Origin of the sequence: Streptomyces sp. PsTaAH-124 (genome assembly GCF_000373685.1) — a bacterium.
Classification (GTDB): domain Bacteria; phylum Actinomycetota; class Actinomycetes; order Streptomycetales; family Streptomycetaceae; genus Streptomyces; species Streptomyces andamanensis.
Genome location: NZ_KB892206.1, coordinates 26,091 through 46,285 on the forward strand (window position 1 = coordinate 26,091; position 20,195 = coordinate 46,285).

General features: G+C 74.6%; 19 protein-coding genes. 10 read left to right on the top strand and 9 right to left on the bottom strand.

Annotated features, from left to right (window positions below):
* Positions 1 to 53: 53 nt before the first annotated feature.
* Positions 54 to 296 carry a hypothetical protein gene (locus B086_RS0131955; RefSeq protein WP_018570511.1) on the bottom strand — a complete coding sequence of 81 codons (243 nt, stop codon included), beginning with the start codon at positions 294 to 296 and terminating at the stop codon, positions 54 to 56.
* Between the two features lie 58 nt (positions 297 to 354).
* Between B086_RS0131955 and map the strand changes: the two genes are divergently transcribed.
* The gene (map, locus tag B086_RS0131960; protein WP_026252976.1) at positions 355 to 1,212 is read left to right on the top strand and encodes a type I methionyl aminopeptidase; all 858 of its coding nucleotides are present in this window, start codon (positions 355 to 357) and stop codon (positions 1,210 to 1,212) included.
* Positions 1,213 to 1,403: 191 nt separating this feature from the next.
* Positions 1,404 to 2,051: a heme oxygenase (biliverdin-producing) gene (locus B086_RS0131965; RefSeq protein ID WP_018570513.1), complete on the top strand. Its 648-nt coding sequence runs from the start codon at positions 1,404 to 1,406 to the stop codon at positions 2,049 to 2,051.
* A gap of 25 nt (positions 2,052 to 2,076) precedes the next feature.
* On the opposite strand, the gene B086_RS0131970 is transcribed toward B086_RS0131965, so the two are convergent.
* From B086_RS0131970 to B086_RS0131980, 3 genes are all read right to left on the bottom strand, one after another.
* The gene (locus B086_RS0131970) at positions 2,077 to 2,721 is read right to left on the bottom strand and encodes a PhzF family phenazine biosynthesis protein (protein ID WP_018570514.1); all 645 of its coding nucleotides are present in this window, start codon (positions 2,719 to 2,721) and stop codon (positions 2,077 to 2,079) included.
* A 70-nt stretch (positions 2,722 to 2,791) separates the two neighbouring features.
* Positions 2,792 to 4,408, bottom strand: coding sequence for an HtaA domain-containing protein (locus B086_RS0131975; protein WP_018570515.1), 1,617 nt, complete (start codon positions 4,406 to 4,408; stop codon positions 2,792 to 2,794).
* 122 nt (positions 4,409 to 4,530) lie between these two features.
* The gene (locus B086_RS0131980) at positions 4,531 to 6,030 is read right to left on the bottom strand and encodes an HtaA domain-containing protein (RefSeq protein WP_018570516.1); all 1,500 of its coding nucleotides are present in this window, start codon (positions 6,028 to 6,030) and stop codon (positions 4,531 to 4,533) included.
* Between the two features lie 115 nt (positions 6,031 to 6,145).
* Here B086_RS0131980 and B086_RS0131985 point away from each other — a divergent pair, with 115 nt between their 5' ends.
* From B086_RS0131985 to B086_RS0132015, 7 genes are all read left to right on the top strand, one after another.
* Positions 6,146 to 7,165, top strand: a complete 1,020-nt coding sequence (locus tag B086_RS0131985) for an ABC transporter substrate-binding protein (protein ID WP_018570517.1) — start codon at positions 6,146 to 6,148, stop codon at positions 7,163 to 7,165.
* A complete protein-coding gene (locus B086_RS0131990) occupies positions 7,162 to 8,286 on the top strand; it encodes a FecCD family ABC transporter permease (RefSeq protein WP_018570518.1) in 1,125 nt (374 codons plus the stop codon). Before B086_RS0131985 ends, B086_RS0131990 begins: the two co-directional genes overlap by 4 nt.
* A complete protein-coding gene (locus B086_RS0131995; RefSeq protein ID WP_018570519.1) occupies positions 8,283 to 9,125 on the top strand; it encodes a heme ABC transporter ATP-binding protein in 843 nt (280 codons plus the stop codon). The genes B086_RS0131990 and B086_RS0131995 overlap by 4 nt, the downstream gene beginning before the upstream one ends.
* Before the next feature lie 189 nt (positions 9,126 to 9,314).
* A complete protein-coding gene (gene efeO, locus B086_RS0132000; RefSeq protein ID WP_018570520.1) occupies positions 9,315 to 10,454 on the top strand; it encodes an iron uptake system protein EfeO in 1,140 nt (379 codons plus the stop codon).
* Positions 10,455 to 10,464: 10 nt separating this feature from the next.
* Positions 10,465 to 11,730 carry an iron uptake transporter deferrochelatase/peroxidase subunit gene (gene efeB / locus B086_RS0132005; protein ID WP_018570521.1) on the top strand — a complete coding sequence of 422 codons (1,266 nt, stop codon included), beginning with the start codon at positions 10,465 to 10,467 and terminating at the stop codon, positions 11,728 to 11,730.
* A gap of 4 nt (positions 11,731 to 11,734) precedes the next feature.
* The gene (gene efeU / locus B086_RS0132010; RefSeq protein WP_018570522.1) at positions 11,735 to 12,607 is read left to right on the top strand and encodes an iron uptake transporter permease EfeU; all 873 of its coding nucleotides are present in this window, start codon (positions 11,735 to 11,737) and stop codon (positions 12,605 to 12,607) included.
* Positions 12,567 to 13,616, top strand: coding sequence for a hypothetical protein (locus B086_RS0132015; protein WP_026252978.1), 1,050 nt, complete (start codon positions 12,567 to 12,569; stop codon positions 13,614 to 13,616). The genes efeU and B086_RS0132015 overlap by 41 nt, the downstream gene beginning before the upstream one ends.
* Positions 13,617 to 13,655: 39 nt before the next feature.
* Here B086_RS0132015 and B086_RS0132020 read toward each other — a convergent pair whose 3' ends face one another.
* Entirely contained in the window at positions 13,656 to 14,399 is a 744-nt protein-coding gene (locus B086_RS0132020; protein ID WP_018570524.1) for a bifunctional DNA primase/polymerase, read from the bottom strand.
* 204 nt (positions 14,400 to 14,603) lie between these two features.
* Positions 14,604 to 15,239 (bottom strand): TetR/AcrR family transcriptional regulator, encoded by a 636-nt coding sequence (locus tag B086_RS0132025; protein ID WP_018570525.1) that lies wholly within the window; start codon positions 15,237 to 15,239, stop codon positions 14,604 to 14,606.
* A gap of 201 nt (positions 15,240 to 15,440) precedes the next feature.
* Here B086_RS0132025 and B086_RS0132030 point away from each other — a divergent pair, with 201 nt between their 5' ends.
* Entirely contained in the window at positions 15,441 to 16,274 is an 834-nt protein-coding gene (locus tag B086_RS0132030) for a dimethylarginine dimethylaminohydrolase family protein (RefSeq protein ID WP_018570526.1), read from the top strand.
* Between the two features lie 194 nt (positions 16,275 to 16,468).
* On the opposite strand, the gene B086_RS0132035 is transcribed toward B086_RS0132030, so the two are convergent.
* The 3 genes from B086_RS0132035 to B086_RS0132045 form a co-directional block, all read right to left on the bottom strand.
* Positions 16,469 to 17,482, bottom strand: coding sequence for a small ribosomal subunit Rsm22 family protein (locus B086_RS0132035; protein ID WP_018570527.1), 1,014 nt, complete (start codon positions 17,480 to 17,482; stop codon positions 16,469 to 16,471).
* A 67-nt stretch (positions 17,483 to 17,549) separates the two neighbouring features.
* The gene (locus B086_RS0132040) at positions 17,550 to 18,698 is read right to left on the bottom strand and encodes a serine hydrolase domain-containing protein (RefSeq protein ID WP_078531263.1); all 1,149 of its coding nucleotides are present in this window, start codon (positions 18,696 to 18,698) and stop codon (positions 17,550 to 17,552) included.
* The gene (locus B086_RS0132045; RefSeq protein WP_051115962.1) at positions 18,695 to 20,176 is read right to left on the bottom strand and encodes a multidrug effflux MFS transporter; all 1,482 of its coding nucleotides are present in this window, start codon (positions 20,174 to 20,176) and stop codon (positions 18,695 to 18,697) included. Before B086_RS0132045 ends, B086_RS0132040 begins: the two co-directional genes overlap by 4 nt.
* Positions 20,177 to 20,195: the final 19 nt, after the last annotated feature.

Here is a 20,195-nt window from a genome sequence, read left to right on the forward strand (position 1 = left end):
CCCGTGCACCGGACGACGGTCCCACGGCCGACCGCGCTGCGGGGCCCGTGCGGTCAGCTCTGGCCGGGGCCGGGGGGCCGGTCGCCGGGTGGGGTGTCGTGCCAGCGTGGGTCGGTCTCCCACTGGAGGTTGCGCTCGTGCGCGGTGTCCATCGCGTGCTGGGCCTCCTCGCGGGAGGCGTACGGGCCGAACCGGTCCTTGGCGGGGCACTCCGGCCCCTCCTCGACCTTCTGGTGCTCCAGGCAGTAGAACCACTCACCCGGCTTGCCCGCGGTGCGCTTCTTGAACAGGGCCATGACCAGCTCCTCTCGCCACCGACATGTTCCCCCATCGGCGCTGGATAGACTCACCGGCATGTCTGGCCAGTCACTGCTCGTCCCCGGGGAGCTGTCCCCTGCCCGTTCCGTGCCCGGAAACATCCGCCGCCCCGAGTACGTCGGCAGGCCCGCGCCGAAGCCGTACACGGGGCCCGAGGTGCAGACCCCGGAGACCGTCGAGGCGATGCGGGTCGCCGGGCGGATCGCCGCGCGGGCGATGGAGGAGGCCGCCAAGCACATCGCGCCCGGCGTCACCACGGACGAACTCGACCGGGTGGCGCACGCGTACATGTGCGATCACGGCGCCTATCCGTCCACGCTCGGCTACCGCGGTTTCCCCAAGTCGCTGTGCACCTCGGTCAACGAGGTCATCTGCCACGGCATCCCGGACTCGACGGTGCTGCGGGACGGCGACATCGTCAACCTGGACGTGACGGCGTACATCGGCGGGGTGCACGGCGACAACAACGCCACCTATCTCGTCGGCGACGTCGACGAGGAGAGCCGGCTGCTCGTGGAGCGCACCCGCGAGACGCTGAACCGCGCGATCAAGGCGGTCCGGCCGGGCCGGCAGATCAACGTCATCGGCCGGGTCATCGAGTCGTACGCCAAGCGCTTCGGCTACGGCGTGGTCCGCGACTTCACCGGGCACGGCATCAACACGTCCTTCCACTCCGGGCTGATCGTGCCGCACTACGACAGCCCGCACGCCACCACCGTGATGCGGCCCGGCATGACCTTCACCATCGAGCCGATGCTGACGCTGGGCACCATCGAGTACGACGTGTGGGAGGACGGCTGGACCGTCGTCACCAAGGACCGCAGGCGCACCGCGCAGTTCGAGCACACGCTCGTGGTGACCGAGAGCGGAGCGGACATCCTCACGCTGCCGTGACCCGTGCGGCGCCGCCGCCGCGCAGCAGCCTCACGTCTCACATCTCACGTCTCACGAGGGCCCGCCTTCCCCAGGGGAGGCGGGCCCTCGCGTGTCGCGGTACGGTTTTACCGACAGCGCGTCGGAAAGTTTACCGACCAGACGTCGGCAAGGCATTGACTTAGGTAAGCCTTACCTTAGAGGATCCCCTCATGGACTCCTTCTCGACTCTCCTGCGCACCGCCTCCCACGAACAGCACGTGGAGGCGGAGAACTCGACCTTCATGAGCGATCTGCTCGGCGGCCGCCTCGACCTGGAGGCGTACGCGCGCTACACCGAGCAGCTCTGGTTCGTCTACGAGGCCCTGGAGACGGGCGCCGACCGGCTCGCCGCCGATCCGGTGGCCGGGCCCTTCGTGCGGCCCGAGCTGTTCCGGCTGTCCGCGCTGGAGCGCGACCTCGCGCATCTGCGCGGGGCCGGCTGGCGCGCGGGCCTGCGCGCGCTGCCCGCGACCGAGGCGTACGCGGCCCGGGTGCGGGAGTGCCGCGAGCAGTGGCCGGCCGGGTACATCGCCCACCACTACACCCGCTACCTCGGCGACCTGTCCGGCGGCCAGATCATCCGCGACCGCGCGGAACGCACCTGGGGCTTCGAGCGCAGGGGCGACGGCGTGCGCTTCTACACCTTCGAGGAGGTCGTCAACCCGGCCGCCTTCAAGCGGGAGTACCGCGAACTGCTGGACGGCGTACGGGCGGACGACCTGGAGAAGCAGCGGATCGTGGCGGAGTGCAAGCGGGCGTTCGCCCTGAACACCGCCGTCTTCCGGGCGCTGGGCGAGGAGTTCCCGCTCACCGCGTGAGCGGGCCCGGCCCCGCCGCCGGGTCTCAGCGCTCCAGGACGACCCGGCCGCCGATCTCCACCCAGCCCTCCGGCTGCGGGGCCGTCAGGATCTGGGAGCCCGCGCCCTGGACGATGTTCAGGGCGCGGCCCAGCCGCGCGGTCAGCAGCAGCGCGGCGGCGCCGGTGGCCTCGTCCTCCTCGATGCCGTCCCCGCGCCCGGGGAAGGCGCGGGCGCGGATCCGCCCGGCCGCCTCGTCCTCCCACGCCCAGGCGTAGATCCATTCGCCGGGCGGCGGCACCGCCAGGTCATCGACCTCGGCGGCGCTCGCGTACCGGCGCAGGGTGCGCGGCGGGGCCCACTCCGGGCGGGCCTCGATCCAGGTGAACTCGCCGTCCAGGCGCGTGCCGACCGGTCCCGCCGGGGTGCGCAGCTCGGGGACGTCCAGGAGCCAGGCCGCGCCCACGCAGGGGTGACCCGCGAAGGGCAGCCGCAGGGTCGGCGTGCGGATGTCGATGACGCCCCGCTCGGGGTCGTCCACGAACACGGTCTCGCTGAAGCCGAGTTTCGCGGCCAGCGCCTGGCGCTCGTCGGAGTCGGGCAGCAGGGATCCGTCGCGGACGACACCGAGTTCGTTGCCGTAGCCGCCGTTCGCCGCGCAGAACACGCGCAGCACGTCGTAGTCGGTCACCGGGGCATTCAAGCACCCGGGCGCCGTGGAGGGGGCGGGACCGGTCCCGCCCCCTCCGCCGGATCTGCCGTCAGACCTGGGTGGCGTTGCGCCGCCTGCGCAGCGCGAACACCACGCCCGCGCCCGCCGCCACGGCCGCCGCCGCGGCCGAGCCGAGGGCGGCCACCGGCACTCCGGAACCGGTGGAGGCGAGGCTGCCGCCGCCGATCGTGGAGCCGGTGCCCCCGGTCGTGGAACCGATGCCGCCCGCCGTGCCGCCGGTGCCGGACGCCGATCCGCCGCCCGTGCCCGCCTCACCGCCGGTGCCCGCGGAGCCCGCGCCGCCGGAGGAGCCCGACGTGCCGTCGCCCGAGGGGAGTTCGGCGCCGTCGGTGAGGGCCACCGACAGGTTCAGCGGGTCGAGCACGGTGCCCTTGGGGTAGAAGCCGCTGAACGCCGTGGCGCCCGCGTCGGTCAGCGTCACGCTCACCCCGCTCAGGGAGATGACGTCGCCCTTCGGGGTGAGCCCGCCCGCGGGGGCCTTCAGATCGGCCAGGACGACGCCCTTGGAGAGCTTGCCGAGACTGGTGACATCGGCGGTGAGCCTGCCGGACGTGCCGGAGAAGGACGCCTTCACACCGCTGAGGGTGAGGTCGAGACCGTAACCGCCGCCCTCGCCCTCGCCCTTGTGGCCCTTGAAGTTCACCGCGCCCTTGAACGCGGCGGACAGGGTGCCGGCCCGGGTGTCGTAGCTGCCGGTGGCGTCGGTGAAGGTGAACGCGCCGTTGCCGGACGCCTGGGACGCCCCGCCGGACACCGTGATGGTGCCCTTGGCCAGCGAGCCCGTCACATAGGACCGGAAGGACGCCTTCACACCCCAGGTGAGCCGTCCGTCCGCGAGGACGCCCTTGGCCGGGACCGGGGCGGAGGAGCCCGTCGCGGTGGCGGACGGGGACGGGGAGGTGCTCGTGCCGCCGGTGGCCGATGCCGAGGGGGACGGCGAGGTCCCGGTGCTCTGCGTCGGGGACGAGGAGGCGGACGCCGAGGGCGAGGACGGGGCGGACGGCTCCGTGGAGGGGCCGGTGGACGGGCTCGGCGACGCCGGGACCTCCTTCTTCACCACCGAGAGCGGGTCGCCCGCCGCGCCCGCGTAGGTGTCGCTGCCCAGGAAGGTGCCGGCCTGGGTGGTGAGCTTGGTGGCCAGGCCGGTCATGTCCGCGCTGGTGGGCGCGGCGACCTCGGCGAACGGCACGTCCTGCTGGGTGGTGCCGTCGTCGGCGGTCAGATCGGCGGTGAGCACGCCGGTGCCGCTGTCGTACTGGAAGTCGCTGAGCACCCGCTTGAAGCGGTGGGCGCTGGACTCGGCGGTCAGGGTGCCCTTGAAGGTGAGGTGCACGGCGTGCGTGGTGCCGTTGTAGGTGCCCTGGCCCTCGGTGAAGGTGAAGGCACCGTTGCCGGACGCCTGCACGGCGCCGTCGGCGGTGGTGAAGGTGCCCTTGGCGTAGGGGCCGGTGACGTAGGAGCGGTACGAGTCCTTGATGCCCCAGGTGAGTTCGTAGCCGCTGAGGGGGCGGTCGGCCGCCGCAGCGCCGGGGGCGCCGGCGAGCGCGGCGGCGCCCACCGAGGCGACGGTGGCGGTGACGGTGGCCACGGCGGCGGCGAGGGCGAGGGGCCGTCTGCGGGAACGGCCTCCGGTGGTGCGGGACATGGTGGTTCTCCTCGTGCGGGGAGCGGCCCGGTGCGGGCCTGCGGGACGGGTGGGCGGATGCGTGCGCGCGGTGTCGCGGCGCTGTGCTGCCGTGCTGCCGCGGCGCTGTGCCGCGGCGGGTGTCAGGAGGTCTTGGACGCGGGGGCCGGGTCCTCGGCCGCGGCGGTGTCCTCGGCGGCCGGGCGGGCGCGGCGCCTGCCGCGGACGATCAGCGTGCCGAGCGCGGAGGCCACGAGGACACCGGCGGCGACCAGGACGAGCGGCAGGACCGGGAAGCCGTCGCCGTCGCCGTGGCCGGAGGCCGCCACGGGCTCGGCCGCGAGACCGGAGCCCTCGGCCGCCTTGGGAGCGGCGGACGCCGGGGCGGAGGCGGCCGGCGCGGTGCCGAGGTCGGGCAGCGCGGGCAGGGCGGCGCCCGCGGTGAGGGCGACGGCCACGGAGACCGGGTCCATCGCGGTGCCCGCCGGGTACATCCCGCCGAAGGCACGGGCGCCGCGCTCGGTGAGGACGGCGGGCGCCTCGGTGACCCGCGCCAGTCCGTCCCGGGCGGTGAGGCCCTTGGCGGTGAAGGTGACCAGGGGGACGTTGCTGCCCGTCAGGGCGGTGCCGGTCACATCGGCCGAGAGGGTGCCGCGGCCGTCCTCGACGGTGACGCGCAGGCCGGTGAGGCGCAGGTCCAGGCCGTGTGCGCCGGTGAAGCGGACGGTGCCCCGGAAGGCGGCGCGCAGCGTGCCGTCCTCGAAGGTGCCGGTGCCCGAGGGGAAGCGGAAGAGGGCGCCGCCGTCCTGGGCGCCGTCGGACAGCGTCCACCTGCCGCGCGCGATGTCCCCGGTGACGTACTCGCGGAAGGTGCGGCGTACGCCCCAGTCGACGGCGCCGGTCACGATCGCGTCGCCGGAGGCGGCCTTGTGCGCGGGGGCCTTGCTGGAGGGGGCGGCCGGGGCGGACGGGGACGTGGCGGGTGCGCGGTCCTCGGGGCGTACGTCCGCCGAGAGGCTGACCGGGTCCAGCGGGGTCCCGGCCGTGTAGTACCCGGCGAAGGACCTGGCGCCCTGTGCGGTGAGGGTGGCGGGCAGGTTGTTCAGGGCGACCGAGGTGCCGGCGCCGCGCATGTCGATCCCGGCCAGGGAGAGGGAGGCGAAGGGCACCTGCGAGGACGTCGTGACCGCCCCGGTGCCCTTCGCCTTGCTGACGACGTCCACGTAGAGGGTCCCGGAGGAGCCCGCGACGCGCACGGTGGGACGGCTGAGCGTGAGGTCCAGCTGGTAGCCGCCGCCCGCCTGCCGGTGGCCGGTGAAGTGCACTCCGCCCGAGAAGGCGGCCCGGAAGGCGCCGGTCGAGCCGTCGTAGGAGCCGGTCGCCGAGTGGAAGCGGAAGGTGCTGGCGCCGACCGTGGCCGCGCCCTGGGTCAGGGAGTAACTCCCCTTCGCTATGGGCCCGGTGACATAGCTCTGGAAGGAGGACTTGATGCCCCAGTCCAGTCGGCCGCCCTGCACGGCGCGGTCCGCCGCCTGGGCGGCGGGGGCCTGGAGCAGGGCGGTCAGCAGGGCCGCGGCGAGCACGGCGAGGGCGGTGCTCGCCGCGCTGAGAACGGTGCGCGGGGAGCGCGGGGGCAGGGGCATGGAAATGTCCTCCGGATCCACAGCCGGTAGCGAACGAAGGTAAGGCTAACCTAAGGTCAACGTGCCGGAGATCGGCACTCCCCGAGAGGAACGGACGGACCGCACCGTGCGACGCTTGCGCACACATCTGGCGGGAGCACTGCTGTCGGTGCTCGCGCTCGCCCTGACCGCCACCGGCTGCACCGGCACGGCGGGCGCCTCCGGCACCGGCACCACCACCGGCCCGGCCGCCTCGGCGGGCGCCGTCGACGACCGGGTCGAACCGCTGACCGGCGTCGCCGCGCCCCGGCTGCCCGTCACCGTCGACTCCGCCGACGGCCGGAAGGTGACGGTGACCGGGGCCCGGCGGATCGTGCCGCTGTCCGGCAGCCTCAGCGAGATCGTGTTCACGCTGGGGCTCGGCGGGCGGGTCGTGGCCCGCGACATCACCGCCACCTTCGCGCAGGCCCGGAAGCTGCCGGTGGTGACCCGCAATCACGACGTGTCCGCCGAGAGCGTCCTCTCGCTCCACCCCGACCTGGTGGTGGCCGAGGAGACGTCGGGCCCGGCCGAGGCCATGGACCAGATCCGTGCCGCGGGCGTCCCGGTGCTCGTGGTGAAGCCCGCCGCCGGGCTCACGGACGTGGGGCCGCGCATCCACGCGGTCGCCGCCGCGCTCGGCGTCCCGGACGCGGGCGAGCGCCTGACCCGGCGGGCGCAGGACCGGATCGAGGCGGTGCGCAGGTCGATCCCGGCGCACGCCGACCGGCCGCGCGTCGCGTTCCTCTATCTGCGCGGCTCGGCCGCCGTCTACCTCATCGGCGGCGCGAAGTCGGGCGCGACCTCGCTGATCGAGGCGGCCGGGGGGATCGACGCGGGCGCCGCCTCGGGCCTGGACAAGGACTTCACCGCCATCACCACCGAGGCGCTGGCCAAGGCCGCGCCGGACGCGATCCTCGTCATGAGCAAGGGACTCGAGTCGGTGGGCGGCGTCGACGGCCTGGTGAAGATCCCGGGCGTGGCCCAGACCCCGGCCGGGATGAAGCGGCGCGTCGTGTCCGTGGAGGACGGCGTGCTGCTCAACTACGGTCCGCGCACCGACCAGGTGCTGCGCTCGATCGTCGGCCAGCTCTACGGCGACGGGGAGAAGCGATGAGCGCGCCCGCCCTCGACGGCACGGCCGAGGACCACGAGGAACCGCAACACCCCTCCCCCGCAGCGGACTTGACGGAGCCCGGCGCCGGTCGGCGGCGGGGCAGGCCCTGGCTCCTGACGGCCGCTCTGCTGGCCGCGCTGCTCGTACTGGTGCCGGTCGCCGCCGGTCTCGGCGCCTATCCCATCCCGCTCGGCGACGTGCTGTCCTCCGTGCTGCACCGGGCCGGGCTCGGCGGCTCCGGGCTCGACCGGGTGGCCGAGTCGGTGCTGTGGAACGTGCGGTTCCCGCGCATCGTGCTGGCCCTGCTGGTCGGCGCCTCGCTGGGCTGCGCGGGCGCCCTGATGCAGGGCGTGTTCGGCAATCCGCTGGCCGAACCGGGCGTCATCGGCGTCTCCTCGGGCGCCGCGGTCGGCGCGGTGGCCTCGATCGCCCTGGGGATCGGCTTCCTGGGCACCTGGACGGTGCCGGTGTTCGCGTTCGCCGGGGGCCTCGGCACCGTCCTGCTGGTGTATGTGATGGCGCGCTCGGGCGGCCGTACGGAAGTGGTGACGCTGATCCTCACCGGGATCGCGGTGAACGCCTTCGCGGGCGCGCTGATCGGCCTCTTCCTGTTCTTCGCGGACAGCGCCGCGGTCAGCCAGATCACCTTCTGGCAGCTCGGCTCGCTCGCCCAGGCCACCTGGCCCAAGGTGCTGGCCGTGCTGCCGTGCGCCGCGCTCGGGCTCGGCCTCGCGCCGCTGTACTCGCGCCGCCTGGACCTGCTGGCGCTCGGCGAACGCCCGGCCCGGCACCTGGGCGTGGACGTGGAGCGGCTGCGGATCGTGCTGGTGCTGGTGATCGCCCTGCTGACCGCCGCCGCGGTCAGCGTCTCCGGGATCATCGGCTTCGTCGGCCTGGTCGTGCCGCATCTGCTGCGGATGGCCGCGGGGCCGGGGCACCGGTTCCTGGTGCCGGGCAGCGCGCTGCTGGGCGCGCTGGTCCTGCTCGCCGCCGACCTCGCGGCGCGCACCGTGGCCGCACCCGCCGAACTCCCGCTCGGCGTGCTCACCGCACTGCTCGGCAGCCCGTTCTTCTTCTGGCTGCTGCGCCGCACCCGACGCAGGCAAGGAGGCTGGGCGTGAAGGCTCTGCGGGGACTTGACGTGAAGCGGCTGCGCGGCCGGCCGGAGCCCCCCGGTCCGCCGCGCGCCGGGCAGGTGCTCGCCGAGGCGGAGGGGCTGCGGGTGCGCCTGGGCGCCCGGGAGGTGCTGCGCGGGGTGGACGTACGCGTACGGGCCGGTGAGGTGCTGGCCCTGGTCGGGCCCAACGGGGCCGGCAAGTCGACCCTGTTGGGCGCGCTCGCCGCCGATCTCCCGGCCGCCGCCGGTGTCGTACGGGTGCACGGCCGTCCGGTACGGGAGTGGTCGGCGCCCGAACTCGCGCTGCGCCGGGCCGTGCTGCCCCAGTCGGCGGAGCTGTCCTTCCCGTTCCCGGTGGCGGAGGTGGTGCGCATGGGCCGCGCGCCGCACCCCGCCTCCCCGGCCGAGGACGAGGCGGCCGTGGCCGCCGCGATGGCCGCCACCGAGGTGAGCGCGTTCGCCGGGCGGCCCTTCCCGGCGCTCAGCGGGGGCGAGCGGGCCCGGGTCGCGTTCGCCCGGGTGCTGGCCCAGCACGCCCCGCTGCTGCTGCTCGACGAGCCGACCGCCGCCCTGGACCTGCGCCACCAGGAACTGGTGCTGCGGCTGTGCCGGGAACGGGCCGCCGCCGGGGACGCGGTGGTCGTGGTCCTGCACGACCTGGGGCTCGCCGCCGCCTACGCGCACCGGGTCGCGGTGCTGGCCGCCGGGCGGGTCGCCGCCGACGGGCCGCCCGGCGAGATCTTCACCGAGGAACTGCTCTCCCGCGTCTACGACCAGCCCGTCGAGGTGCTGCCGCATCCGCGCACGGGCACGCTCCTGGTGACCCCGAGACGGCACCTTTGACGCGCCTGTGGCCGGTTCTTTGCCCCGCCTTTGGCAGGCCGCGACCGGCCCGTGTCCTTGCCCCGCGCGTGAGAGCTGAATCACGGCACGCGCGGGTAACAAGCCGGGAGGTGTCGGTTAAGTTAGGCAAGCCTCACCAACCACTGTGAGGGCCGTCACGCCCAGTTCCAGTCATCCGGGAGTCCCTGCATGAGAGCCGTCCGACGCTCCGTCGTCACCGCCGCCGCCGCTGCGGTCGCCCTGACCGCCGTGACGGCCTGCACCTCCAAGAGCGACGCCGCGGACGGCGACGCGATCCAGGTGACGGCCGCCGACTCCACGTGCGACACCTCGGCCAAGACCGTACCGGCCGGACAGGTCACCCTGAAGATAGAGAACAAGGGCTCGCGGGCCACCGAGGTCGAGATCCTCTTCCCCGACGACCGGATCGTCTCCGAGAAGGAGAACATCGGCCCCGGCACCAAGTACACGCTGACCGCCGAGGTCAAGGCGGGCTCCTACGAGATCGCCTGCCGGCCGGGCATGAAGGGCCACGGCGTCCGCCAGAAGCTCACCGTCACCGGCAAGGGTGCCGCCGCGCAGCGCAACCCGGAGCTGGACAAGCCGGTCGCCGAGTACCGCCAGTACGCGCAGGACCAGGCCGACGCCACCGTGCCGCTCGCCGAGGTCTTCGCCAAGGCGATCAAGGCCGGCGACCTGGAGGCCGCCAAGAAGGCGTACGCGCCCTCCCGCATCGGCTGGGAGCGCACCGAGCCGGTCGCCGAGTCCTTCGGGGACATCGACCCGAAGACCGACACCCGCGCCGACGGCCTGGAGCAGGGCCAGAAGTGGACCGGCTGGCACCGCCTGGAGAAGGCGCTGTGGCAGGACAAGAAGATCGGCGCCGAGGAGAAGACCCTCGCCGACCAGCTCGTCACCGACCTGAAGGACTGGCAGCAGCGGGTCGGCAAGGCCGAGATCACCCCCACCTCCATGGCCAACGGCGCCAAGGAACTCCTCGACGAGGTCGCCACCGGCAAGGTCACCGGCGAGGAGGACCGCTACTCGCACACCGACCTGGTCGACTTCAAGGCCAATGTCGAGGGCGCGCAGAAGGCGTACGAACTCCTCAAGCCGGTCGCGCAGAAGAACGACGCCGCCCTCACCGGCGAACTCGACAAGCAGTTCGCGGCCCTGGACACCGTCCTGGACAAGTACCGCAAGGACAAGACGTCCTACGACTTCGTCTCCTACGACACGGTCGGCAAGGAGCAGCGCAAGGAACTGTCGGACGCGGTGAACGCGCTCGCCGAGCCGCTGTCCAAGCTCGCCGCCGCAGTGGTGAAGTAGGGACGGGACCATGGCCGAGGAGCAGGAACGGCGTCCCGCGCCCTCCCGCCGCGCGCTGATCGGCTGGGGCGGTGCCGGGCTCGCGCTCGGCGCCGTCACGGCGGGCGGCGCGGTGGCCGCGGCCACCGGCGGCGACGGCGGCGGCGGCGGCGCGGCCGACACCGGGGGCGCCGTGGAGTTCCACGGGGTCCACCAGGCGGGCATCGCCACGCCCGTGCAGGACCGGCTGCACTTCGCCGCGTTCGACGTGAAGACCGACGACCGCGCCGAGTTCGTCCGGCTGCTGAAGGACTGGACGGCCGCCGCGCGCAAGATGACCGCCGGTGCCCCGGTCGGCGACGGCGCCTACGGCGGGCTGGCCGAGGCGCCGCCGGACGACACCGGCGAGGCGCTGGGCCTCAGGCCGTCCCGGCTGACGCTCACCCTCGGCTTCGGGCCCACACTGTTCGACCGGTTCGGGCTCAAGGACCGGCGCCCGGCCGCCCTGGTCGACCTGCCCCGCTTCCCCGGCGACAACCTGGACCGCTCCCGCACCGGCGGCGACCTGTGCGTCCAGGCGTGCGCGGACGACCCGCAGGTGGCGGTGCACGCGATCCGCAACCTGGCCCGGATCGGCTTCGGCAAGGTCGCCGTGCGCTGGTCCCAGCTCGGCTTCGGCAAGACCTCCTCCACCACGCCCGACGCCCAGACCCCGCGCAATCTGCTCGGGTTCAAGGACGGCACCCGCAACATCGCGGGCACCGAGACGGCGCGGCTGGACGAGCACGTGTGGGCCGGTGCCCAGGACGGCGGGGGCAAGGACGCCTGGATGAGCGGGGGTTCGTACCTCGTCGCCCGGCGCATCCGGATGAACATCGAGACCTGGGACCGCACCTCGCTCCAGGAGCAGGAGGACGTCTTCGGGCGGGACAAGGGCGAGGGCGCGCCGGTCGGCAAGGCCAAGGAGCGGGACGAGCCGTTCCTGCCCGCGATGAAGCCGGACGCGCATGTGCGCCTGGCGCACCCCGACTCCAACGGCGGGATCACCATCCTGCGCCGCGGCTACTCCTTCACCGACGGCACCGACGGCCTGGGCCGCCTGGACGCGGGACTGTTCTTCCTGGCCTACCAGCGTGACGTGCGCAAGGGCTTCGTCCCGCTCCAGCGCCGGCTGTCCGCGCACGACGCGCTCAACGAGTACATCCAGCACGTGGGTTCGGCGGTCTTCGCGATCCCGCCCGGCGTCCGCGACGCGAACGACTGGTGGGGGCGCACCCTGCTGTCCGAGGAGGCGTAGGTCCGTGTTCTCCAACTATCTGATCGGTCTGCGCGAGGGGCTGGAGGCCAGCCTCGTCGTGTGCATCCTGATCGCCTACCTGGTCAAGACCGGCCGCCGGGACGCCCTGCGGCCGATCTGGACCGGCATCGCCATCGCCATCGCGCTGGCCCTGGGCTTCGGCTGCGTGCTGGAGTTCGGCTCGCAGGAGATGACGTTCCAGGCGCAGGAGGCCCTCGGCGGCTCCCTCTCGGTGATCGCGGTCGGCCTGGTCACCTGGATGGTGTTCTGGATGCGGCGCACCGCCCGGCACCTGAAGGCGGAACTGCACGGCAAGCTGGACGCGGCGCTGGCGATGGGCACCGGGGCGCTGGTGGCCACCGCGTTCCTCGCGGTGGGCCGCGAGGGCCTGGAGACCGCGCTGTTCGTGTGGGCGTCCGTGCACGCCGCCTCCGACGGCACCCCGCGCCCGCTGATCGGCGTGGCCCTCGGCATCGCCACCGCGGTGCTGCTCGGCTGGCTGTTCTACCGCGGCGCCGTACGCATCAACCTGGCCAAGTTCTTCACCTGGACCGGCGCCATGCTGGTCGTCGTCGCGGCCGGGGTGCTCGCCTACGGCTTCCACGACCTCCAGGAGGCCGACTGGCTGCCGGGCCTGACGAACCTCGCCTTCGACATCAGCGGCACCATCGAGCCGGACAGCTGGTACGGCACGCTGCTCAAGGGCGTGTTCAACTTCCAGCCCGACCCGACCGTCCTCCAGGTCACGGTGTGGCTGCTGTACCTCGTCCCGGCGCTCACGCTGTTCTTCGCCCCGGTAGGGTTCGCCTCCGGGAAGGGGAAGGTGAAGGTAGCTGATGAGCAGGGTTCGCGGCCCTCGGAGGCTTCGCAGGCTTGAGCGGGCGGCCGTCCTGGCGGCCTCGGTGACCGCGCTGGCGCTGACGGCGAGCGGCTGCGTGGTGGTGCACGGCGAGCGCGAACTGCTCCCGGGCGCCACCCGGGCCGAGGCCGCGACGGCACTGGCGCAGTTCACCGCCGCGTACAACAAGGCCGACCGGGCGTACGACAGTTCACTGGACGCGGACCGGGTCACCGGCGCGTTCGGCGCGATCGACGCGGCGCGGCTGAGGGCGGGCCGCACCAACAGCCCGTCGGGCAACGCCGCGCACAGCCCGCTGACGCTGACGGACGCGAAGTTCACCATCCCCAAGAAGGCCGGCTGGCCACGCTGGTTCCTCGCCGACGCCAAGGGCAGCAAGGGCGGCGGCTCGCGCTGGCTGCTGGTGTTCACCCGGCACTCCCTCACCGGCACCTGGCAGGTGGCGTATCTGACGCTGGTGGCCCCGGACGCGGTGCCGAAGTTCCGGGTGGACGAGGACGGCTGGGCCGAGGCCGTGCCCGCCGACTCCCCCGGCCTCGCCGCCGCGCCGAGCGGGCTGAGCCGCGCCTACGCCACGTATCTGAAGGACGGCGGCGACACCTTCGCCCCGGGCCCGCACACCACGGCCTGGCGCGCGCTGCGCGCCAAGAACGCGGTCCGTCCGGGCCTCGCCACCCAGTACCTCGACGAGCCGCTGAGCGGCGGCGACCACGCCCCGCTGGCGCTGCGCACCACGGACGGCGGCGCGCTGGTGTTCTTCGCCACCCGCCACTTCCAGAAGCAGACGGCCGCCGCGGGTGCCTCGGTGCCCACCCCGAACAAGGACGTCCGCGCCCTCACCAAGGGCGAGATCAAGCAGTCCCTGACCATGGAGTTCGTCTCCACCGAGGCCGCTCTCGACCCGGCGGCGGATACGGGTTCCGGGTCCGGGGCCGGATCGGGCTCCGGCTCCGGGTCCGGCTCCGGCGGCGAGAAGGTCTCGGTCGTGGGGCGCGTGCAGGGGATGACGTCGGCGCAGGGCGGCTGAGGAGGGGCAGCCGACGCCGGGGGCCGGAAGCCGGTGGCCTCAGTGGCGCAGCGGCCAGGCCGGGGCCGGGTGGCCGGGCTCGTCCGCGGTGTGGCGGGCGCAGGCGTCGGTGAGGGTCTCCAGGAGGGTGAGCGGGTCCGGGAGGGGGTGCTCGGGGCCGTGGCCCGCGAGCCAGCGCACCGCGCGGTCCGTGTCACCGGGCAGCCGGGCCGGCGGGACCAGGACGTAGGAGCCGCGGCAGTGCCAGCGCAGTCCGGGGTGCTCGTCCATGGTCTCCGGGTGGCAGTCCAGCTCGCACGGCCACCACTCGTCCTCGTCCTCGGGGGTGCCGCGGGTGAGGGTGAAGAACAGCATGCGCCCGTCGTCGCTCTCCGCGACCGGGCCCACCTCCACCCCGCCCAGCCGCAGCCGCTCCAGCGCCTCCCGCCCGGCCTCCAGCGGCACGTCCAGGACGTCGTGGGTCATGCCGGTGGCGGTGATGAAGTTCGCCTCGGGCTGGTGCCTGGCCCAGCGCTCGACCTGGGCGCGGTCGGTGGTGGACTGCGTCTGCCAGGCGAACGACACCGGGTGCCGGGCGGGCGTGGGACAGCCGACGCGGTCACAGGAACAGCCGTAGCCGATGCCCGGGTGCGCGGCGGGTGCGAGGGGCAGTCCCGCACCGGCGGCGGCGAGCAGCAGGGCCTCCCGGCCGCCGTCCCCGGCGGGCTGCTTCGGGCGGCGGCCGCGCAGCCACTGGGAGATTCTGCCCTGCCGGCCGCTGTGACCGCCGAACTCCGCGCTCATCTATCCCCTCGCCTCGCTGTGTGGACAGCTTGCTCCGTGGCTCTCCATCGTCCCACCATCCTGCGCCTTCGGTGACCGGAGCCGGTATCCGGGGTCGGAGCAGGGCGTCTTCGCGGGGCTCACACGGCGCACGGGCCGGGGCTCACCCCGGCGCACGGCGGGTGTCCGGTACGGGGACGTCCCGTCCGCGGCGCGGGCGGCGGTTCAGCGCGGGGCGAGTCCGTACAGCGCGTAGTCGACGAGGGTGTCGGTGTACGCGTAGGTGAGCGGGCCGGTGTGCTGGAGCCAGCGCTGGGCGACCGGGGAGACGAAGAGTTCCAGGGCGATGCGCGGGTCGATGTCGGGGCGTACGGCTCCGCTCTCCTGCGCGGAGCGGAGTCTGTGCACGTACAGCTGGAGCTGGGGTTCCAGCAGCCGGGCCACGAGTTCCCGGCTGAGCTGTTCGTTCACCAGTCCCTCGGCGGCGAGTGCGCGCGAGGGCGCCTCGAACTTCGGGTCGAGCAGCCCGTCGACGGTGGCGCGCAGCACGGCCTTCAGGTCGGCGGCGAGGTCGCCGGTGTCCGGGATGCCTCCGTGTGCCTCCGCTGCCTCGCCCAGTTCCTCCCCGCTCTGGCGTGCGCCCTGCTCGGCGAGGTCGAGGAAGGCGTCCAGGAGCACGTCGGCCTTCGACGTCCACCAGCGGTAGATGGTCTGCTTGCCGACGCCGGCCCGTGCGGCGATGCCCTCGATCGTGGTCCTCGGGTAGCCGTTCTCGGCGACCAGCGCGAGCGCGGCCTCGTAGATCGCCCGGCGCGACTTCTCGCTGCGGCGGGAGGCGTCGGGGGTGGGCTTCTTGACCATGCGGCGACGGTAGCAGGGGGCTGAGACGGGCCGTCTCGCCACCGGGCGTCCCGGGCGCCACCCGCGCGGGCGAAGGCGGCGGTCCGGCCCGCGCGCGGCGGCGGCGCCCGGCGCACCATGGCAGCGAGCGTCCGGGCGGCCGAGCACACGGGCACGCCGTCCGCGCGCCGTCCCAGCGCCGCCGTTCCCGAGGAGCCCGCCTTGGCCCGTCCCCGCCGCGCCACTGCCCGGCGCTATCTGATGTGCCCGCCCGTGCACTTCGCCCACTCCGCCGCCGCCCGCACGCCCGGCGCGGGCACGGACCCGGCGGGCGCGGCCGACACCTCGGCGGCGCTCGCCCAGTGGGAGCGGCTGCGCGAGGTGTACCGCTCGCTCGGGCACACGGTGGAGGTGCTGGTCCCCGAACCGGGGCTGCCGGGCATGGCGCGCACGGCGGACGGCGCGCTCGTCGTGGACGGGCGGGTCCTCGGCGCCCGGTCCGCCCGGCCGCGCCGCGAGCCGGAGGAGGAGGCCGAGTTGCGCTGGTTCGCCGGGCACGGTTTCGCCCGGCTGCGCCTGCCCGAGCACGACAACGCGGGCGAGGGCGACTTCGCGGTGACCGCCTCGTGCCTGCTGGCCGGGCGCGGCTTCCGCACCGGTCCGCTCGCACACGGCGAGGCGCAGGAGTTCCTGGGCCGTCCCGTGATCGGCCTGGAACTGACCGACCCGCGCCGCCCCCGCCTCGGTCTCGCCCTGGCCGTCCTCGACGACGCGACCGACGAGGTGGCGTACCACCCGCCCGCCTTCTCCCCCGGCAGCCGCGAGGTGCTGCGCCGCCTCTTCCCCGACGCCCTGCTCGTGGACGAGGAGGCCGCCGCCGCCTTCGCGCTGGACGCCGTCGGCGACGGACTGCACGTGGTGCTGCCACGCCCGGCCGCCGCCGTGCTGGACGGCGCGCTGCGCGAGCGCGGCTTCGCACCGGTCGGCGTGGAGGTCGGCGAACTGCGCAAGAGCGGCGGCGGGGTGCGGCGCTGCTCCCTGGAACTGCGCGGCTGAACGCCGGGCGGAGGGGGGAGGTCAGCAGCACCGGCCCGGGGGCGGGCCGCCGGGCCTGCGAGCCGCCGGACGGACCCGCAAGAGCAGCGGGGAAAGCCGAAGCGCGGCCGTCCGGGGAACCGCGCGGCGGGCGAGGCCCGGGGGCGGGCGGACGGCGGGCGGGTGCGGCGGACGGGGGGTCCGTGCCGTGCCGGTCAGTCCCCGTCCCGCGTGGCGTCCCGAGGTGGCCAGGCGTCGCCCCAGTCGGTGTCTCGGGCCGCCTTGTACAGCTCGCCGTGGCGCTTGGTGACCGTGCGGCGGCGCAGTTGCTCGTCCGTCTCGCACAGGTCCAGCAGGACCTGCCCCTTGCGGATCTGGGGGCGCCGTACGACACGGGCGGGCGCGGGGACGGCGGCGGCGCGGGTGGCGGCGACGTAGCTGAACTTCTCGTCCTCGTAGGCGAGCGAGCCGCCCTTGACCTGGCGGTGCAGCGAGGAGCGGCTGACCCGGGCCGAGAAGTGGCACCAGTCGGTGCCGGGCACGATCGGGCAGGCCGCGCTGTGCGGGCAGGGCGCGGCGACGCGGAAGCCGGCCGCGACGAGCCGGTCGCGGGCCTCGATGATCCGGGCGTAGCCGTCGGGGGTGCCGGGCTCGACGACCACGACGGCCCCGGTGGCGGACGCGGCGGCGGCAGCGGCGTCGACGACGGCCGCCCGGTCCGCCGCGGTCAGTTCGCCCAGGACGTAGGAGACGGTGACGAGGTCGCTCTCGTCCAGGGCGAGCGCGGCGCCGATCCGGGCCCGCCGCCAGGTCGCGTCGCGCAGGTCCGGGTGGGCGGCGGCGATCTCCCGGCCCAGGGCGAGCGCGGGTTCGGCCCAGTCGAGCACGGTCACCGGCCGCGCCCCGGGCCAGGTGTCGGCGACGGCCCAGGTGGCGGCGCCGGTGCCGCCGCCGACGTCGACGTGGCCGCCGGGCGTCCAGCCGGGGACGGCCGCCGCGAACTCGGCGAGCGCCGAGCGGACCGCCTCGAAGGTGGCCGGCATCCGGTAGGCGGCGTACGCGGCCACGTCGGCGCGGTCGCGCAGGATCGGCGCGTCGGTCGGGGTGGTACCCCGGTAGTTCGCGATCAGCCGCTCCACGGCGCCCGCGGCCTGCCGCGGCGGCAGTCCGTCGAGCAGACCGGAGAGCGCGCCCCGGAGGGTCTCCGAGGCAAGTACGACGTCGTTCACCGCACGATTCTCTCAGCCGGTACGGGGTGCTCGGGGCCGCCTGACGCGCGGGCGGCCCCGAGCCCGCTCAGGTCCCGCGTGCGGCCCGTACGCCCCGGACCGCCCGCGCGAGCCGGGTGGCCGCCGCCGCCCGCGGCCGGTTGTCGGGGCGCCGTCGGCGCGGGTGCACGGTGGTGGCCAGCAGCACCAGGAAGGTGTCGGTGGCCGGGTCGAGGACGAGGGACGTCCCGGTGAACCCGGCGTGCCCGGCCGCGCCGCGCCCGGCCAGCTCCCCCATGAAGCGCGGCTCGTCCACGGCGAAGCCGAGCCCCGGCCGGGCCAGCAGCAGTTCGACGAGGTCGGGGCCGAGGATGCGGGCCGACCCGTAGGAGCCGCCCGCCAGCAGGGCGCGGCAGAAGACGGCGAGGTCGGTGGCGGTGGAGAACAGGCCCGCGTGCCCGGCGACCCCGCCCAGCGCCCAGGCGTTCTCGTCGTGGACCGCGCCGCGCAGCATGCCCCGGTCCGCCTTGGCCCAGGGCCGCCGCTGGTCCTCGGTCGCCGCCGCGCCGGGGCAGGGCCCGAAGCGGGTGGCCGTCATGCCGAGCGGGCGGGTGATCCCCTCCTGGACCAGGACGTCCAGGGGGCGGCCCGTGACGCGTTCCAGCACATGCTGGAGCAGCAGCAGGTTCAGGTCGGAGTACGTGTAGGTGCCGGGCACCCCGACGGGGGGTTCGGCGCGCAGCCGGGCGAGCCGGGCGGCCTGGTCGGGGCAGTCGTACAGCGGGATCTCGGGCCGCAGCCCGGAGGTGTGGGTGAGCAGTTGGCGCACGGTGACGCCGTGTGCGGCGGCGGCGTGGAACTCGGGGAGGTAGGCGCCCACCTTCGCGTCCACGCCGAGTGTGCCCCGTTCGATCTGCTGCACCGCGGCGACCGCCGTGAACAGCTTGGTGACGGAGGCCAGGTCGAAGGGAGTGGCGACGGTCATGGGGACGCGTTCGTCGGGCGGGAGTTCGACGCCGCGGTCGGTGGCGGGGTCGTAGGACGCGTACCGTACGGCCCAGCCGGCGGCCTCCGCGACGGCGATCACCGGGCCGCGTCCGGCGACCACGACGGCGCCCGCGGCCCAGGGGTGCTCGCCCTCGGTGGCGGCGCGCACCTCGCGGACGAGGTGGCGCAGTTCGGCGGGGTCGAGCCCGGCCCGCTCCGGGCTGTCCCGCCGCAGTCTCGACGCGCTCAGCTGTCCGCTCCTTCGGCTCCCTCTGCTGCTCCTGCTGCCCCTGGTGCTCCTGCTGCCCCTGGCGCCCCCGGCGTTCCCGCTGCCTCCGCGGCTCCTGATGTTCCTGCCGCCGCCGGTGTGCTCCAGGGACGGCACATTCCCACGAAGCAGCCGAGCGCCACCAGAGCCGCGGCCAGTTGGACCACGGCCATGGGCACGGCGGTGTGCTCCCCGGCGATCCCGACCAGCGGGGAGGCGACCGCGCCGATCAGGAAGGAGGAGGCACCGAGCAGGGCGGAGGCGGATCCGGCGTTGCGCTTGGTGCGCATCAGGGCGAGCGTCTGGGTGTTGGGCAGGGTGATGCCCATGGCGGACATCAGCACGAACAGCGCGGCGGCCACCGGGACCAGACCCACGTCACCGAAGGCGCCCGCGGCCATCAGCAGCAGCGCGGTGGCCGCGGCGATGACGACGAGGAGGCCCGCGCCCAGCACCCGGTCCATGCGGAGGCGGCCGACCAGCACCGCGCCGTTGAGCTGGCCGACGGCGACCAGGCCGATCGAGTTCAGCCCGAACAGCAGGCTGAACGTCTGCGGCGAGGCGCCGTAGATCTCCTGGATCACGAACGGCGAGGCCGATATGTAGGCGAACAGCGAGGCGAAGGCGAAGCCGCCCGCGATCAGGTAGCCGGTGAAGACGCGGTCGGCGAGCAGCCGCCGCATCGAGCCCAGCGCCTCGCCGACGCCGCCCTCGTGCCGGGCGGCCGGCGGCAGCGTCTCGGGGAGCCGCGCCCACACCACCGCGCCGAGCAGCGCGCCCACCACCGTGAGCACGGCGAACACGCCCCGCCAGTCCGTCACCCGCAGGATCTGCCCGCCGATCAGCGGCGCGACGACCGGGGCCACCCCGGAGATCAGCATCAGGGTGGAGAAGAACCGGGCCATGGCCACGCCGTCGTACAGGTCGCGGACGACCGCGCGGGCGATGACGATGCCGGCCGCGCCCGCGAGGCCCTGCGCCAGCCGCAGCGCGACCAGCGCCTCGACGTTCGGTGCGACCGCGCACAGGGCGGTGGCCAGGACGTAGAGGGCGAGCCCGGCGAGGAGCGGGCGCCTGCGGCCCCAGCGGTCGCTCATCGGGCCGACGACGAGCTGTCCGAGCGCCATCCCGGCCAGGCAGGCGGTCAGGGTGAGCTGGACGGTCGCGGCGGGCGCGTGGAGGGTGCGGGTGACCTCCGGCAGCGAGGGCAGGTACATGTCCATCGCGAGCGGGGGCGTGGCGGTCAGGCCGCCCAGGATCAGGGTGACCAGCACACCGGTACGGCGGGCCGAGCGGTCCGGCGGCGGCTGGGATCCCGGTGACGGCTGGGATCCCGGTGACGGCCGGGGCCCAGGTGGTGCCTGGGGTCCCGGCGGTGGCAGGGGTCCCGGTGCCGTCCGCGCGGCGGCCGTCTCCCCCGCGGCCTGCCTGTGCGGTGCCGACGCCCCACCCTCGGACATGTGTCCCTCCCTCTCCGAC